We start from the raw sequence: 12,951 nt of genomic DNA, 5'->3' as shown, positions 1-12,951 counted from the left end.
TATAATACGCTTTCCTCTTTCAGAGTCAACCCTGAATTTCAGGATTTTTTCTCTTCAACCGACCGGGCTGTTTGTGAAGTGATTCACATCCGCCGTGTCGATGGAGGCGCATTATAGGGGGCCTCCGGGGAATGACAAGCGGAAATATGCATTTTTATTTCAACCGCTCATCTTTTCACCAAAAAGCCTATTTTTGGTGCTTTTTGATCGCTTCAGGCAGCTCGGCCAGGCTATTAATCACCCAATCCGCTGCAGTCTCTGCTTCTGGCGTCACGGGTTTGCCGGTGCGAACTAATACTTTGGTACCCACACCCGCCGCGGTTGCCGCCTGCATATCTTCCATTTTATCGCCCACCATATAAGAAGCGGCCATATCAATATGCAGAAATTCCTGCGCCGAGATAAACATCCCCGGGTGCGGCTTACGGCAATCACAGGTCTGGCGATACTCTTCTACCGTTCCCTGCGGGTGATGAGGACAATAATAGATGCCATCAAGATCAACACCGCGGTCGGCAAGAGACCAGTCCATCCATTCCGTCAGCGTTTCGAATTGCGCTTCGGTAAATTTGCCACGCGCGATACCAGACTGGTTGGTGACAACCACCAGCGCATAGCCCATCTCTTTTAGCTGGCGCATGGCATCGATAACGCCTTCGATAAATTCGAACTCGTCAATCTCGTGAACATAACCGTGATCCACATTAATAGTGCCATCACGATCGAGAAAAATTGCGGGTACTGATTTTGCCACCGGTTTGCTCCTGAAAAAGGCGTGTTCAGCTAGTATCTCATGAATCGCAGCGCAATAAAGTGCTCATCGCACAGAGTTGGATTGATTTAGACGTCTGGATGCCTTAACATCCGTTTTGTTTACGGGCATCACCCGTATCTGGCAGACGAAAATGCCACGGCTAACTTACATACGATAAAAATAATCTAATGATTAAACTTTCCAATATCACCAAAGTGTTCCAGCAGGGGAACCGAACCATTCAGGCGCTGAACAATGTCAGCCTGCATGTTCCTGCTGGTCAGATTTATGGCGTCATTGGCGCATCGGGTGCAGGTAAAAGTACACTGATCCGTTGTGTTAACCTGCTTGAGCGCCCAACCCAGGGCAGCGTAGAAGTTGGCGGACAAGAACTGACCGCGCTCTCAGAAAAAGAACTGACTAAAGCGCGTCGCCAGATTGGCATGATCTTCCAGCATTTTAACCTGCTGGCGTCACGCACGGTGTTCGGCAACGTCGCCTTACCGCTGGAGCTCGACAACACGCCTAAAGATGAGGTTAAGCGTCGCGTAACCGAACTGCTGGATCTCGTGGGTCTGGGTGATAAACATGATAGCTACCCGGCCAATCTGTCTGGCGGACAAAAACAGCGTGTAGCCATTGCCCGTGCGCTGGCAAGCAATCCCAAAGTGCTGCTGTGCGATGAAGCCACCAGCGCATTAGACCCGGCCACCACCCGTTCTATTCTGGAACTGCTGAAAGACATTAACCGTCGTCTCGGCCTGACGATCCTCCTTATTACCCACGAGATGGATGTCGTAAAACGCATCTGTGACTGTGTTGCCGTGATCAGCAACGGTGAACTGATTGAGCAGGACACGGTAAGTGAAGTGTTTTCACATCCTAAGACCCCGCTGGCGCAGCAATTTATTCAGTCCACACTGCATCTGGATATTCCGGAAGATTATCTGGAGCGTTTGAAAACCGAACCTACGACGGACAGCGTCCCGATGCTGCGAATGGAGTTCACCGGTCAGTCCGTTGATGCCCCGCTGCTTTCCGAAACCGCGCGCCGCTTCAATGTGAACAACAACATCATCAGCGCGCAGATGGATTACGCCGGTGGCGTGAAGTTCGGCATCATGCTGACGGAAATGCACGGCACACAAGAAGAAACCCAGGCGGCAATTGCCTGGCTGCAAGAACATCACGTAAAAATAGAGGTACTGGGTTATGTCTGAGCCGATGATGTGGCTGCTGGTTCGCGGCGTTTGGGAAACGCTGGCAATGACCTTTGTATCCGGTTTCTTTGGTTTTGTGATTGGCCTGCCGGTCGGCGTACTGCTGTACGTGACGCGTCCGGGTCAAATCATTGAGAACGCGAAGTTGTACCGTACGCTCTCTGCGCTGGTGAATATCTTCCGTTCTATCCCGTTTATTATTCTGCTGGTATGGATGATTCCATTCACCCGCGTGATTGTCGGCACCTCTATTGGTCTGCAGGCGGCCATTGTTCCCCTGACGGTTGGCGCCGCGCCGTTTATCGCGCGTATGGTGGAAAACGCCCTGCTTGAAATTCCAACCGGGTTGATCGAAGCTTCCCGCGCAATGGGCGCCACGCCGATGCAGATCGTGCGCAAGGTTCTGCTGCCGGAAGCACTGCCAGGCCTGGTGAATGCGGCAACCATTACGCTTATCACCCTGGTCGGTTATTCCGCGATGGGCGGTGCCGTTGGCGCTGGCGGTTTAGGCCAGATTGGTTACCAGTACGGCTATATTGGTTATAACGCTACCGTAATGAATACCGTTCTGGTATTGCTGGTTGTACTGGTTTATCTCATCCAGTTCTCTGGCGATCGCATCGTCCGGGCTGTTACGCACAAATAACGTTACACACAACACAAACTCGACGAGTTAAGGATAAAAACATGGCGTTTAAATTAAAGACCTTTGCTGCAGCAGGCGCGCTGATCGGCTCTCTGGCACTGGTGGGTTGTGGTCAGGACGAAAAAGATCCAAACCACATTAAAGTGGGCGTTATCGTGGGTGCAGAACAACAGGTTGCTGAAACCGCTCAGAAAGTGGCAAAAGAGAAGTATGGCCTTGATGTTGAGCTGGTGACCTTCAACGATTACGTTCTGCCGAACGAAGCGCTGAGCAAAGGCGATATTGACGCCAACGCCTTCCAGCACAAACCGTACCTGGATCAGCAGATTAAGGATCGCGGCTACAAACTGGTTGCGGTGGGTAACACCTTCGTTTACCCAATCGCGGGCTACTCCAAGAAGATTAAATCGCTGGACGAACTGCAGCCAGGCTCTCAGGTTGCTGTGCCAAACGATCCAACTAACCTGGGCCGCTCCCTGCTGCTGCTGCAGAAAGTGGGCCTGATTAAACTGAAAGACGGCGTTGGCCTGCTGCCGACCGTTCTCGACGTGACCGAGAACCCGAAAAATCTGAAAATTGTTGAGCTGGAAGCGCCACAGCTGCCACGCTCTCTGGACGATGCGCAGATCGCCCTGGCTGTTATCAACACTACCTACGCCAGCCAGATTGGCCTGACCCCGGCAAAAGACGGCATCTTTGTTGAAGACAAAGATTCCCCGTACGTTAACCTGATCGTGACCCGTGAAGACAACAAAGACGCGGAAAACGTGAAGAAATTCGTTCAGGCTTATCAGTCTGAAGAAGTTTACCAGGAAGCCAACAAAGTGTTTAACGGCGGCGCGGTTAAAGGCTGGTAATCTGACCTCAGTGTAATATCATCAAGACGGGCTTCTGCCCGTCTTGTCATTTGTGCAGTCAACTGATTCAATATCTGACGTTTTGATTATCCACTGAGGAATTATTATGCGTGCTTTACCGATCTGTCTTTTAGCACTGATGCTGAGCGGCTGTTCTATGCTAAGCAGATCTCCAGTTGAACCCGTTCAAAGCACTGCAACCCCGCCAAAAGCAGAGCCCGTTAAACCTAAAGCGCCTCGCCCTGCGCCGGTACGTATCATTACCAAAGCCGACGACCTCGTGGGCAAGCCTTTCCGTGAGCTCGGTGATGTGAGCGGTGAATCCTGTCAGGCTACCAATCAGGACTCCCCACCCAACATTCCGACAGCCCGTAAACGTATGCAGATCAACGCGGCCAAAATGAAAGCTAACGCGGTACTGTTGCACAGCTGTGAAGTCACCAGCGGGACACCCGGCTGCTATCGTCAGGCGGTGTGTATTGGTTCGGCGCTGACCATTTCGGCGAAATGAGTGCCTTTCATTTCGAACAGATAGGCGTTATCCGCTCTCCTTACAAAGAGAAGTTTGCCGTGCCACGCCAGCCGGGTCTGGTCACCAGCGGCAGCGGTGAACTTCACTTGATTGCGCCCTATAATCAGGCCGATGCGGTGCGCGGGCTTGAGGCGTTCAGCCATTTATGGGTTGTTTTTGTGTTTCACCAGACGATGGACGGTGGCTGGCGTCCTACGGTGCGCCCTCCTCGTCTGGGCGGAAATGCCCGGATGGGGGTATTCGCGACTCGCTCAACCTTTCGTCCAAACCCGATCGGCATGTCGCTGGTTGAACTGAAAGGAATACGCTGTCAGAAAGATCAGGTGATACTGGAGTTAGGCAGCCTTGACCTGGTTGATGGTACCCCGGTTATCGACATTAAACCCTATCTGCCTTTTGCCGAAGCGTTGCCAGATGCCAGGGCCAGCTACGCCCAGCAAGCACCGCAGGCGGATATGCCTGTTCACTTTACGCCAGAGCTGCTTACGCAATTTGGCCAACTGGAAAAGCGCTATCCCCGTTTGCGGGACTTTATCGTAGACGTTCTGGCGCAGGATCCGCGTCCAGCCTACCGTAAAGAAGAGGAAGCCGGGAAAACCTACGCCGTCTGGCTGCTGGATTTTAATGTCCGCTGGCGCGTGACAGAGACCGGTTTTGAAGTGTTTGCCCTGGAACCCAGGTAATTTTCTTCTCCTCTCTTTTGGCATCTTTGCCACACTGGTAAACTAAACCACTTTTTTGTGTCAGGCTGGCGTTTCAGCCTGTTCCAATCGTCGAAATGGAACCGTAACAACATGCGTACTAGCCAATATCTGCTCTCCACACTGAAGGAGACACCTGCCGACGCCGAAGTCATCAGCCATCAGCTGATGCTGCGCGCCGGGATGATCCGCAAGCTGGCCTCCGGGTTGTACACCTGGCTGCCGACCGGCGTGCGCGTCCTGAAAAAAGTCGAAAACATCGTGCGTGAAGAGATGAATAACGCCGGTGCTATCGAGGTGTCCATGCCCGTGGTTCAGCCCGCTGATCTATGGCAGGAGAGCGGCCGTTGGGAGCAATATGGCCCTGAACTGCTGCGCTTCGTTGACCGTGGCGAGCGTCCGTTCGTCCTCGGCCCGACGCATGAAGAAGTGATCACCGATCTGATTCGCAATGAGCTGAGCTCTTACAAACAGCTGCCGCTGAACTTCTTCCAGATCCAGACCAAGTTCCGTGACGAAGTTCGCCCACGTTTCGGCGTTATGCGTTCTCGCGAATTCCTGATGAAAGATGCTTACTCTTTCCATACTTCTCAGGAATCTCTGCAAGAGACCTACGACAAAATGTACGAGGCTTACAGCAAAATCTTCTCCCGCATGGGTCTGGATTTCCGTGCTGTGCAGGCCGATACCGGCTCTATCGGTGGTAGCGCGTCCCATGAGTTCCAGGTTCTGGCGCAGAGCGGTGAAGACGATGTGATCTTCTCTGACTCCTCTGACTACGCGGCAAACATTGAATTTGCTGAAGCACTGGCACCAAAAGAACCACGCGGCGCGGCAACCCAGGAAATGACGCTGGTTGACACGCCAAATGCCAAAACCATTGCCGAGCTGGTTGAGCAGTTTGCGCTGCCGATCGAAAAAACCGTTAAAACGCTGCTGGTGAAATCCACTGAAGGCAGTACATATCCGCTGGTTGCCCTGCTGGTACGTGGTGATCACGAGCTGAACGAAGTGAAAGCTGAGAAGCTGCCACAGGTTGCCAGCCCACTGACCTTCGCAACGGAAGCAGAAATCCGCGCCGTCGTAAACGCAGGCCCAGGCTCTCTGGGTCCGGTGAATATGCCTGTGCCTGTTGTGATTGACCGCACGGTTGCGGCGATGAGCGACTTCGCTGCAGGCGCTAACATTGATGGTAAACACTACTTTGGCATCAACTGGGATCGCGATGTGGCAACGCCAGAAGTGGCGGATATTCGCAACGTTGTTGCAGGCGATCCAAGCCCGGATGGCCAGGGCACCCTGATGATTAAACGCGGCATCGAAGTGGGCCATATCTTCCAGTTGGGCGATAAATATTCCCGTGCGCTGAACGCTGCCGTTCAGGGTGAAGATGGCCGTAACCAGATCCTGACCATGGGTTGCTACGGTATCGGGGTCACGCGCGTGGTGGCTGCGGCGATTGAGCAGAACTACGACGAGCGTGGCATTGTCTGGCCGGATAACATCGCGCCGTTCCAGGTGGCTATCCTGCCAATGAACATGCACAAGTCTTACCGTGTGCAGGAGCTGGCTGAGAAACTGTACGCAGAGCTGCGCGCGCAGGGTATCGAAGTGCTGATGGACGACCGTAAAGAACGTCCGGGCGTGATGTTTGCTGATATGGAACTGATTGGTATTCCTCATACCATCGTTATCGGTGACCGTAACCTCGACAGCGACGAGATTGAATATAAATACCGTCGTAGCGGCGAAAAACAGATGATCAAGACCGGTGATATCCTTGATTACCTGGTAAAAGCCATCAAAGGTTAAATAAAAAACCCCGCTCAGGCGGGGTTTTTTCATGTCGCAAAGCCCAGCGTTATTTACTGTTACAGTCTTTGCCTGCCGCGAACTTCGCATCTTTATCTGCCACAAGGGTTTTCACCAACTCGCCGCTATCCGGGTTTGGCTCCAGCGTAAAGTGACCGTCGACCGTCAATAATACCGGCTTACTGTCATTTCCGCGTGCGACCGCATAATCCCGTTCCAGCTGGGCATTGTTCGCCACGCTCACTTTCTTACCCGTTGCGCAATCTGTAAAGATGGCCGCGTCAGCCATATAGAAATACATGCCCCGCATCGGCATCGGCGTGGCCGGCAGCGCCGCTTTCACCGGAGCCAGCGTGTAGTTGAACTGGGATTCAATCGGGTTGCCTTCACGGTCGAGCATCTCCATCCCCTCGCCTTTGGCGCGGAAATACGTTTTCTCACCGCTCGTATCGGTCAACACCAGCTTCTCGGCCGTGCGTGCCCATGTCCCGTAAGTCGCAAAAGAGGAGGGTTCTTTCGCGCCCTGATACCGCTGATTCATGACCCACGTACCGTCTTTTTGCAGGAACAGCGACGTCTCAATACCTTCACAGTCGGCACAAGGCAGTACGCCGCGCCAGCTCTGCTGCATTGGCTTTAACTCTTCATTCTGCGTTGGCTGCAGGACCTGCGTTTCCGAACGGTTGTTACATCCGAAAAGCGCAAAGAGCGTACTCACTGCCAACGCTGACCATAATGCTTTTTTCACAATGAATTCCTTATGAAATAGTGTTCCTTTTCGTCAATCCAAAGGGCGACGAACTTTACCGCGTAGTGCTTTCACTGTGGATTTCTGAGCCTTTGACGACAACCGACGCTCTTTCGATGCGCGGGTTGGCCGCGTTGCCCGACGGCTTTTTTGCACCGCAGTTAATTCTTTTATCACCGCCACCAGTCTGGCCATAGCCGATTCCCGGTTTAACTCCTGGCTACGGTACTCCTGCGCCTTGATCACAATGACACCGTCACTGGTGATCAGATGATGGCTGGCAGCGAGCAGACTTTCCTTATAATACTCTGGCAGGCTTGAGGCCCGAATGTCAAAGCGCAAATGGATAGCGGTTGAAGCCTTGTTAACATGCTGTCCCCCCGCCCCCTGCGCACGGATGGCGGTGATCTCCAGCTCATTGTCCGGGATGCTGACGTTTCGGGACAACACGATCATGAAGCAGGCTGCCACGCCGTCAGATGAATTTCCAGATTATTCTGAGAGTCAGAAAGCCAGATTGCGCCGTCCTGGATCGTCGCCTGCAGAGTCATCGTCCGGCTGGCAAATTCGCTCAGCTGCGCCAGTTGTTCATCATCCAGATACCAGACCGTAAGGTTTTTAAACTGACCGCACTTGCTCTTGTTTTGCTGCCACCAGATTTCCGCAGCGCGTTGGTTGTACGCGAATAGCGCCACTTCCGCAGACTGGGTACACGCCTTTTTGAGGCGGCGCTCATCCGGCAGACCAAGTTCAATCCATAAATCGATACCCAGATGATCGTTACGCAGCCAGGCTTCCGGCTCGTCTTCTGCGCTTAAGCCACGGGTAAACTGCAGACGCTCGTCGGCATATTTAATCCACGCCAGCAGGCGCAGCATCATGCGCTCCTGGGTTTCAGAGGGGTGACGCGCCAGCGTCAGTGACGCATCCAGAAACTGGTTGCGGTCAAGGTCAGCCACATTGACCACCGCTTTATAAATTGTCGCTTTCAGCGCCATGGGAGAACTCCTTTCGAATCAGGCGCACATTGTAGCGAAAACAGCAGCAAAAGGCTGTTACGCCGTGATGAATACGGCGCCATCAAGGCTCTGATATTGCTTAAATGAGTATGGTATAGTCACCTTGCTAAACCGAGTTTATCTTCGTAGGCTTAATGATATCTCACAGTAAGTCAGTGCGCTGGCGGGAGGGGATGTGAATAATTATTGTGAGCTAATTCGCAAACGGTATGCGGAAATCGCCAGCGGAGATCTGGGATATGTCCCGGATGCGTTGGGCTGTGTATTGAAAGTGCTTAATGAAGTGGCCTCTGATGAGAGCCTTTCAGAATCGGTCAGGGAAAAAGCAGCGTATGCTGCGGCGAATTTACTGGTGAGCGATTATGTCGATGAATGATACTTATCAACCCATCAATTGTGATGACTATGACAACCTCGAACTCGCCTGCCAGCATCATTTAATACTGACGCTGGAGTTAAAAGATGGCGAAGTGTTGAAAGCGAAAGCCAGCGACCTGGTTTCACGTAAGAATGTGGAATATCTGATAGTGGAAGACGCCGGTGCGACGCGTGAGCTACGCCTGGACAAAATTGCCAGCTTCAGCCACCCGCAAATCGGCACCGTCGTGGTGAGCGAATCCTGATGACACTAACGGGCAGCCTGGCTGCCCGTTACGCTTTCCACTCCAGACTCACGCCCGATTCTGCCCAGCCCTCTTCTGTAATGAACACCCCTGCCGCCGCAATCAGCGTTTCACCGTAAAAAAGTAACGGCGTGGTATCGCGCAACCAGGGCGGCACATTGCACTCCTGCCAGATTTTTTTGAGCTTCCTTCCACCGTTACGTCCGACAATGTGCAGCATACCGCTGGCCTTAAAGCGCACGGTGACCGGTTCATCGGCTTTCGGTAAACGCACATGGCCTGGCGTCTCCAGAGACAAGCTTCCCATATCCCAGGGCAACAGCAGCGGTTTCGCAGGCGATGGCCAGCCGAGCACCACATCTGCAAGCGAGGGGGTCGATTTCACCCACCACAGCTGGCCTTTATAGCGCCTGACGTCAAAACCGTTCAGGTGCACGCACGGCGTTGCATCCTCCCGCGCCTGGGCGACTTCGTCCCAGATACGTCCCAGCATGGCACGCGATGGCATCGTTGCACGGTGAGAGGCCAGCCAACGGCGCAGCAGCGCGGCCCGACGAACCGGACTCATTGCCTCCAGCGGTGCGATCGCCAACGCCCCGTTTACCGAAATCAGTTCAGCCAGTTCTTCACTCAGCAGTTCATCCAGCAGGCTCTCCTGTTCGGCACACAGCAGGGCGCTTCGTGCTGTTGCGTCTGCAAAGTGCGGCCAGCGTGCGGTCAGTAACGGCAAAACACGCAGACGCAGGAAATTACGATCGTAGCCATCGTCCTGATTGCTCTCATCTTCAATCCAGCTCAGCTGATATTGCTGCGCCCAGGCTTCCAGCGATGCGCGCGACTCGCCAAGCAGCGGACGCAATAATTGCGTCCCGGCAAAATCAGAGCGTTCAGGCATGGCGGAGAGCCCCGCCGGACCACTTCCCCGTTTTAACGCCAGCAAAAAGGTTTCGCACTGGTCGTCAAGGTGCTGTGCCGTGACCAGCGCTTCGCCGGGCTGTAATGTCGCGGTAAACGCGTCATAGCGCGCTTTACGCGCGTGCGCTTCAATACCGAGCCCTTCATCTCTGAGCACCACCCGTTTAATCTCAAGCGGGATCGCCCAGGCCGAGCACACCGCGTCACAGTGCGCAACCCAGGCGTCGGCATGAGGACTCAGCCCATGATGGATATGCATAGCCCGGAGCTGAACGTCAGGTTGCTGATCGCGCCAGAGCTTGAGGCGATGGAGCAACACCGTGGAATCCAGGCCACCGCTAAATCCCACCAGCAGCTGGCGGTACGGTGAAACGGCTTGCGCAATAGCGGGTAGGGTCATAGAGAATTACACATAAAAAATGCCCGAACAGAGCGGGCATTATCACACAGGATGGCGCTTACTGCTGGTAAAGCTCCAGCGGAAGACCGTCCGGATCGTTGAAAAAAGTAAAACGCTTGTCGGTAAACGGATCGACACGAATCGCTTCGCACTTCACGCCATGCTCTTCAAGATGTTTTACCGCACGGTCAAGATCATCCACGCTAAAAGCCAGATGGCGCAGGCCGCAGGCTTCCGGACGGGACGGACGCGCAGGCGGGAAAGGAAAAGAGAACAGTTCAATCACATACTGCCCGTTTAACGCCAGATCGCCTTTCCAGGAGTCGCGCTCCACACGATAGGCCTCGCTTAACAGCGTAAAGCCCAGAATGTCGCAATAAAAGGCCTTACTTTTGGCGTAATCGGTGGCAATGATCGCAATATGATGAACCTGTTTTAAACCCAGCATAGCTTCTCCTTTTTATGATGCCTGAACGTTACAACCGAAAACCCGCCCCTGGCAAGCAGCCACCTTTATTTTAGGACTCGCACCCAGTAAACCCCATTTTCATCACGTTTCGCACCGTGGATATCCGTCTCGAAGCCCGGGTAGTGACGCCCCACAGAACAGAGCATCAGCAGAAAATCGAGCACCGCACGGCTCTCTTCGGTGATCATCTCTCCCGGCATCAGCAGCGGGACGCCCGGTGGATAAGGCAGGATCATATTGGCCGAGACGCGTCCCACCAGATTTTCCAGCTCAACGGTTTCTACCTCCCCTTTCACCTGTCGCTGCCAGGCTTTGTGCGGCGTCAGTTTCATCTCAGGCAAGACGTCAAACGCCTGCAGCATCAGGCGCGGCAGATCGTGCTGGCGGATCAGTTTGTGGATCCCCTGGGCCAGATCCTGTATACGCATATTGCGATAAAAATCAGGATCCTCCGCATAGAGATCCGGCAGCATGTTCTTCACGCGCAGGTTCAGATCGTACGCACGCTTAAACTCCATCAGCCCACGTAGCAGACCCATCGCGCGGGTTTTATCAATCCCAATGCTGAACAGGAACAACAGGTTATACGGTCCGGTTTTCTCCACCACCACGCCGCGCTCATCAAGGAATTTCGCCACCAGCGCGGCCGGAATACCTTCGTCGCTCATGTTACCCTGTTCATCCATGCCCGGCGTCAGGATGGTCACTTTTACCGGGTCGAGGAACATGTGGTCGGCATCGGCATCACGGAAGCCGTGCCACTCTTCACCCGGCGCGACTGGCCAGCACTCCGCCTCATCAATCTCTTCCGGCTGCCAGATATCAAAGAACCAGCCCTCAGCCTCATCTTTTAACCGCTGAACCTCTTTGCGGAAATGCAGCGCGCGCTCTACAGAGCGATTGATAAGACGTTTACCCGGATTGCCGCGCAGCATCGCCGCTGCCGTTTCAATGGAGGCCACCAGCGGATAACTTGGTGAGGTGGTGGTGTGCATCATAAACGCTTCGTTAAACGTCTCTTCGTCGTAGTCACCTTTGATATGGATAAGCGAGGCCTGTGAAAACGCAGCCAGCATTTTGTGCGTCGATTGCGTTTCGAAAAACACTTTGCCCGGCACGCGTTCGCCACTCATTCCACTTTTACCCGCGTAGATGGGGTGGAAATTGGTATAAGGAACCCACGCGGAATCAAAGTGGATCGAGGGAACATCCAGCGTCTGTTTGATCCAGTTGGTGTTATACAGCAATCCGTCATAGGTGGAGTTGGTGATCACCGCATGGATCGGCCAGCTTGCGCCGGGGATCGCCGCCACCTTATTTTCTATGGCTGAATGGGTGAATTCACGGCGTGGAATTCCCCCCAGGATCCCCAGCGCGTTACGCGTGGGTGACAGCCAGAGCGGTACGACATCACTCATCATTAGCAGATGTGCCAGCGACTTATGGCAGTTACGGTCGATGAGTAACGTACTTCCGGCCGGGGCGGCATACATGCCGACGATTTTGTTTGACGTCGACGTACCGTTGGTCACCATATAGCTCTGCTCGGCCCCAAAGGTGCGGGCAATGTACTCTTCGGCTTCCAGATGTGGACCGGTGTGATCCAGCAATGAGCCAAGCTCGGTAACCGAAATCGACACATCCGCTTTCAGGGTGTTGCCGCCGAAGAAATCATAAAACAGACAGCCAACCGGGCTTTTTTGATAAGCCGTCCCCGCCATATGACCTGGCGTGCAAAAGGTGTACTTCCCTTCCTTCACATAGGTAAACAGCGCCCGGGTAAACGGTGGCGTGATGTTATCCAGATACTCGCCGGTATATTGCTGAATGCGGGCCGCAATATCTTCGGCCACGCCGAGTGAGTATTCGAAAAACCACAGCGCCATCCGCATATCCTGGGCACTGACGTCCATGGTCGAGTGGGTATTGATAAACGCATACAGCGGGAGATATTCATTCAGTTTGTTGATATCGCTGCACAGCTCCAGGTCGTACTCATCCCAGTCGAAGATCACGCCACAGATCCGCGGGTTGTGCTCAATGAACTTCAGCAGGTCAGCGCTGTTGTGCGGCCAGATCAGCTGATAGCCACGTGACTGCAGGGCCTGCTCCAGCTCCTTGATAGGCTCATCTTTATAAAAGACGCCGTGTGGCCCCATAATGGCAATAATATTCACGGGCTTCCTCCTTAAAAAACATTAGCTAAGCATAGCCAGGGTAAACCGCAGGTATAAAAAAAGCCGCAACAGTGTGCG

The 12,951-nt window shown here is 53.7% G+C and carries 15 protein-coding genes; 8 read left to right on the top strand and 7 right to left on the bottom strand.

Annotation, left to right across the window (positions count from 1 at the left end; translation table 11 throughout):
• Positions 1–187: 187 nt before the first annotated feature.
• Positions 188–754, bottom strand: a complete 567-nt coding sequence (gene gmhB / locus ACQG2G_RS04190; RefSeq protein WP_020688563.1) for a D-glycero-beta-D-manno-heptose 1,7-bisphosphate 7-phosphatase — start codon at positions 752–754, stop codon at positions 188–190.
• 188 nt (positions 755–942) lie between these two features.
• On the opposite strand from gmhB, the gene metN reads away from it, so the two are divergent.
• From metN to proS, 6 genes are all read left to right on the top strand, one after another.
• A complete protein-coding gene (gene metN / locus ACQG2G_RS04185; RefSeq protein ID WP_023621751.1) occupies positions 943–1,974 on the top strand; it encodes a methionine ABC transporter ATP-binding protein MetN in 1,032 nt (343 codons plus the stop codon).
• Positions 1,967–2,620: a methionine ABC transporter permease MetI gene (locus tag ACQG2G_RS04180; protein ID WP_003856130.1), complete on the top strand. Its 654-nt coding sequence runs from the start codon at positions 1,967–1,969 to the stop codon at positions 2,618–2,620. The genes metN and ACQG2G_RS04180 overlap by 8 nt, the downstream gene beginning before the upstream one ends.
• Positions 2,621–2,661: 41 nt before the next feature.
• Positions 2,662–3,477, top strand: a complete 816-nt coding sequence (gene metQ / locus ACQG2G_RS04175) for a methionine ABC transporter substrate-binding lipoprotein MetQ (protein ID WP_013095678.1) — start codon at positions 2,662–2,664, stop codon at positions 3,475–3,477.
• 106 nt (positions 3,478–3,583) lie between these two features.
• A complete protein-coding gene (gene rcsF, locus ACQG2G_RS04170) occupies positions 3,584–3,988 on the top strand; it encodes an Rcs stress response system protein RcsF (RefSeq protein WP_248766789.1) in 405 nt (134 codons plus the stop codon).
• On the top strand, positions 3,985–4,692 hold the full coding sequence (tsaA, locus tag ACQG2G_RS04165; protein ID WP_047352014.1) for a tRNA (N6-threonylcarbamoyladenosine(37)-N6)-methyltransferase TrmO: 708 nt from the start codon (positions 3,985–3,987) through the stop codon (positions 4,690–4,692). Before rcsF ends, tsaA begins: the two co-directional genes overlap by 4 nt.
• Before the next feature lie 111 nt (positions 4,693–4,803).
• Positions 4,804–6,522 carry a proline--tRNA ligase gene (gene proS / locus ACQG2G_RS04160; RefSeq protein ID WP_248766788.1) on the top strand — a complete coding sequence of 573 codons (1,719 nt, stop codon included), beginning with the start codon at positions 4,804–4,806 and terminating at the stop codon, positions 6,520–6,522.
• Between the two features lie 49 nt (positions 6,523–6,571).
• Here the strand turns inward: proS and nlpE are convergent, their stop codons facing one another.
• Genes nlpE through ACQG2G_RS04145 form a run of 3 tightly spaced genes read right to left on the bottom strand, consistent with a single transcriptional unit; the run spans position 6,572 to position 8,268 of the window.
• Complete coding sequence (gene nlpE / locus ACQG2G_RS04155; protein WP_013095674.1) at positions 6,572–7,270, bottom strand: envelope stress response activation lipoprotein NlpE; 699 nt, start codon at positions 7,268–7,270, stop codon at positions 6,572–6,574.
• A gap of 33 nt (positions 7,271–7,303) precedes the next feature.
• Positions 7,304–7,726, bottom strand: a complete 423-nt coding sequence (arfB, locus tag ACQG2G_RS04150; protein WP_248766787.1) for an alternative ribosome rescue aminoacyl-tRNA hydrolase ArfB — start codon at positions 7,724–7,726, stop codon at positions 7,304–7,306.
• Positions 7,723–8,268 (bottom strand): YaeQ family protein, encoded by a 546-nt coding sequence (locus ACQG2G_RS04145; RefSeq protein WP_020688556.1) that lies wholly within the window; start codon positions 8,266–8,268, stop codon positions 7,723–7,725. Before ACQG2G_RS04145 ends, arfB begins: the two co-directional genes overlap by 4 nt.
• A 196-nt stretch (positions 8,269–8,464) precedes the next feature.
• Between ACQG2G_RS04145 and ACQG2G_RS04140 the strand changes: the two genes are divergently transcribed.
• Both ACQG2G_RS04140 and rof read left to right on the top strand, forming a co-directional pair.
• On the top strand, positions 8,465–8,665 hold the full coding sequence (locus tag ACQG2G_RS04140) for a YaeP family protein (protein WP_008501889.1): 201 nt from the start codon (positions 8,465–8,467) through the stop codon (positions 8,663–8,665).
• Complete coding sequence (gene rof / locus ACQG2G_RS04135; protein WP_014830722.1) at positions 8,652–8,912, top strand: Rho-binding antiterminator; 261 nt, start codon at positions 8,652–8,654, stop codon at positions 8,910–8,912. Before ACQG2G_RS04140 ends, rof begins: the two co-directional genes overlap by 14 nt.
• Before the next feature lie 28 nt (positions 8,913–8,940).
• Here the strand turns inward: rof and tilS are convergent, their stop codons facing one another.
• The 3 genes from tilS to ACQG2G_RS04120 form a co-directional block, all read right to left on the bottom strand.
• Complete coding sequence (gene tilS / locus ACQG2G_RS04130; RefSeq protein ID WP_248766786.1) at positions 8,941–10,227, bottom strand: tRNA lysidine(34) synthetase TilS; 1,287 nt, start codon at positions 10,225–10,227, stop codon at positions 8,941–8,943.
• A 58-nt stretch (positions 10,228–10,285) separates the two neighbouring features.
• Positions 10,286–10,675, bottom strand: coding sequence for a VOC family protein (locus tag ACQG2G_RS04125; protein WP_013095668.1), 390 nt, complete (start codon positions 10,673–10,675; stop codon positions 10,286–10,288).
• Between the two features lie 65 nt (positions 10,676–10,740).
• Positions 10,741–12,873 carry a lysine decarboxylase LdcC gene (locus ACQG2G_RS04120; protein WP_248766785.1) on the bottom strand — a complete coding sequence of 711 codons (2,133 nt, stop codon included), beginning with the start codon at positions 12,871–12,873 and terminating at the stop codon, positions 10,741–10,743.
• Between the last annotated feature and the right edge of the window lie 78 nt (positions 12,874–12,951).

The organism is Enterobacter cloacae complex sp. 382A5, assembly GCF_050031095.1.
Classification (GTDB): Bacteria; Pseudomonadota; Gammaproteobacteria; order Enterobacterales; family Enterobacteriaceae; genus Enterobacter; species Enterobacter cloacae.
This window is presented reverse-complemented; position numbering and strand designations above follow the sequence as displayed.

Bases quoted from the DNA above. Each gene is read 5' to 3' on its own strand.
- metN (WP_023621751.1), top strand. From the start codon at position 943: ATGATTAAACTTTCCAATATCACCAAAGTGTTCCAGCAGGGGAACCGA.
- ACQG2G_RS04145 (WP_020688556.1), bottom strand. From the start codon at position 8,268: ATGGCGCTGAAAGCGACAATTTATAAAGCGGTGGTCAATGTGGCTGAC.
- arfB (WP_248766787.1), bottom strand. From the start codon at position 7,726: ATGATCGTGTTGTCCCGAAACGTCAGCATCCCGGACAATGAGCTGGAG.
- rcsF (WP_248766789.1), top strand. From the start codon at position 3,584: ATGCGTGCTTTACCGATCTGTCTTTTAGCACTGATGCTGAGCGGCTGT.
- tilS (WP_248766786.1), bottom strand. From the start codon at position 10,227: ATGACCCTACCCGCTATTGCGCAAGCCGTTTCACCGTACCGCCAGCTG.
- metQ (WP_013095678.1), top strand. From the start codon at position 2,662: ATGGCGTTTAAATTAAAGACCTTTGCTGCAGCAGGCGCGCTGATCGGC.
- proS (WP_248766788.1), top strand. From the start codon at position 4,804: ATGCGTACTAGCCAATATCTGCTCTCCACACTGAAGGAGACACCTGCC.
- tsaA (WP_047352014.1), top strand. From the start codon at position 3,985: ATGAGTGCCTTTCATTTCGAACAGATAGGCGTTATCCGCTCTCCTTAC.
- rof (WP_014830722.1), top strand. From the start codon at position 8,652: ATGTCGATGAATGATACTTATCAACCCATCAATTGTGATGACTATGAC.
- ACQG2G_RS04125 (WP_013095668.1), bottom strand. From the start codon at position 10,675: ATGCTGGGTTTAAAACAGGTTCATCATATTGCGATCATTGCCACCGAT.
- ACQG2G_RS04180 (WP_003856130.1), top strand. From the start codon at position 1,967: ATGTCTGAGCCGATGATGTGGCTGCTGGTTCGCGGCGTTTGGGAAACG.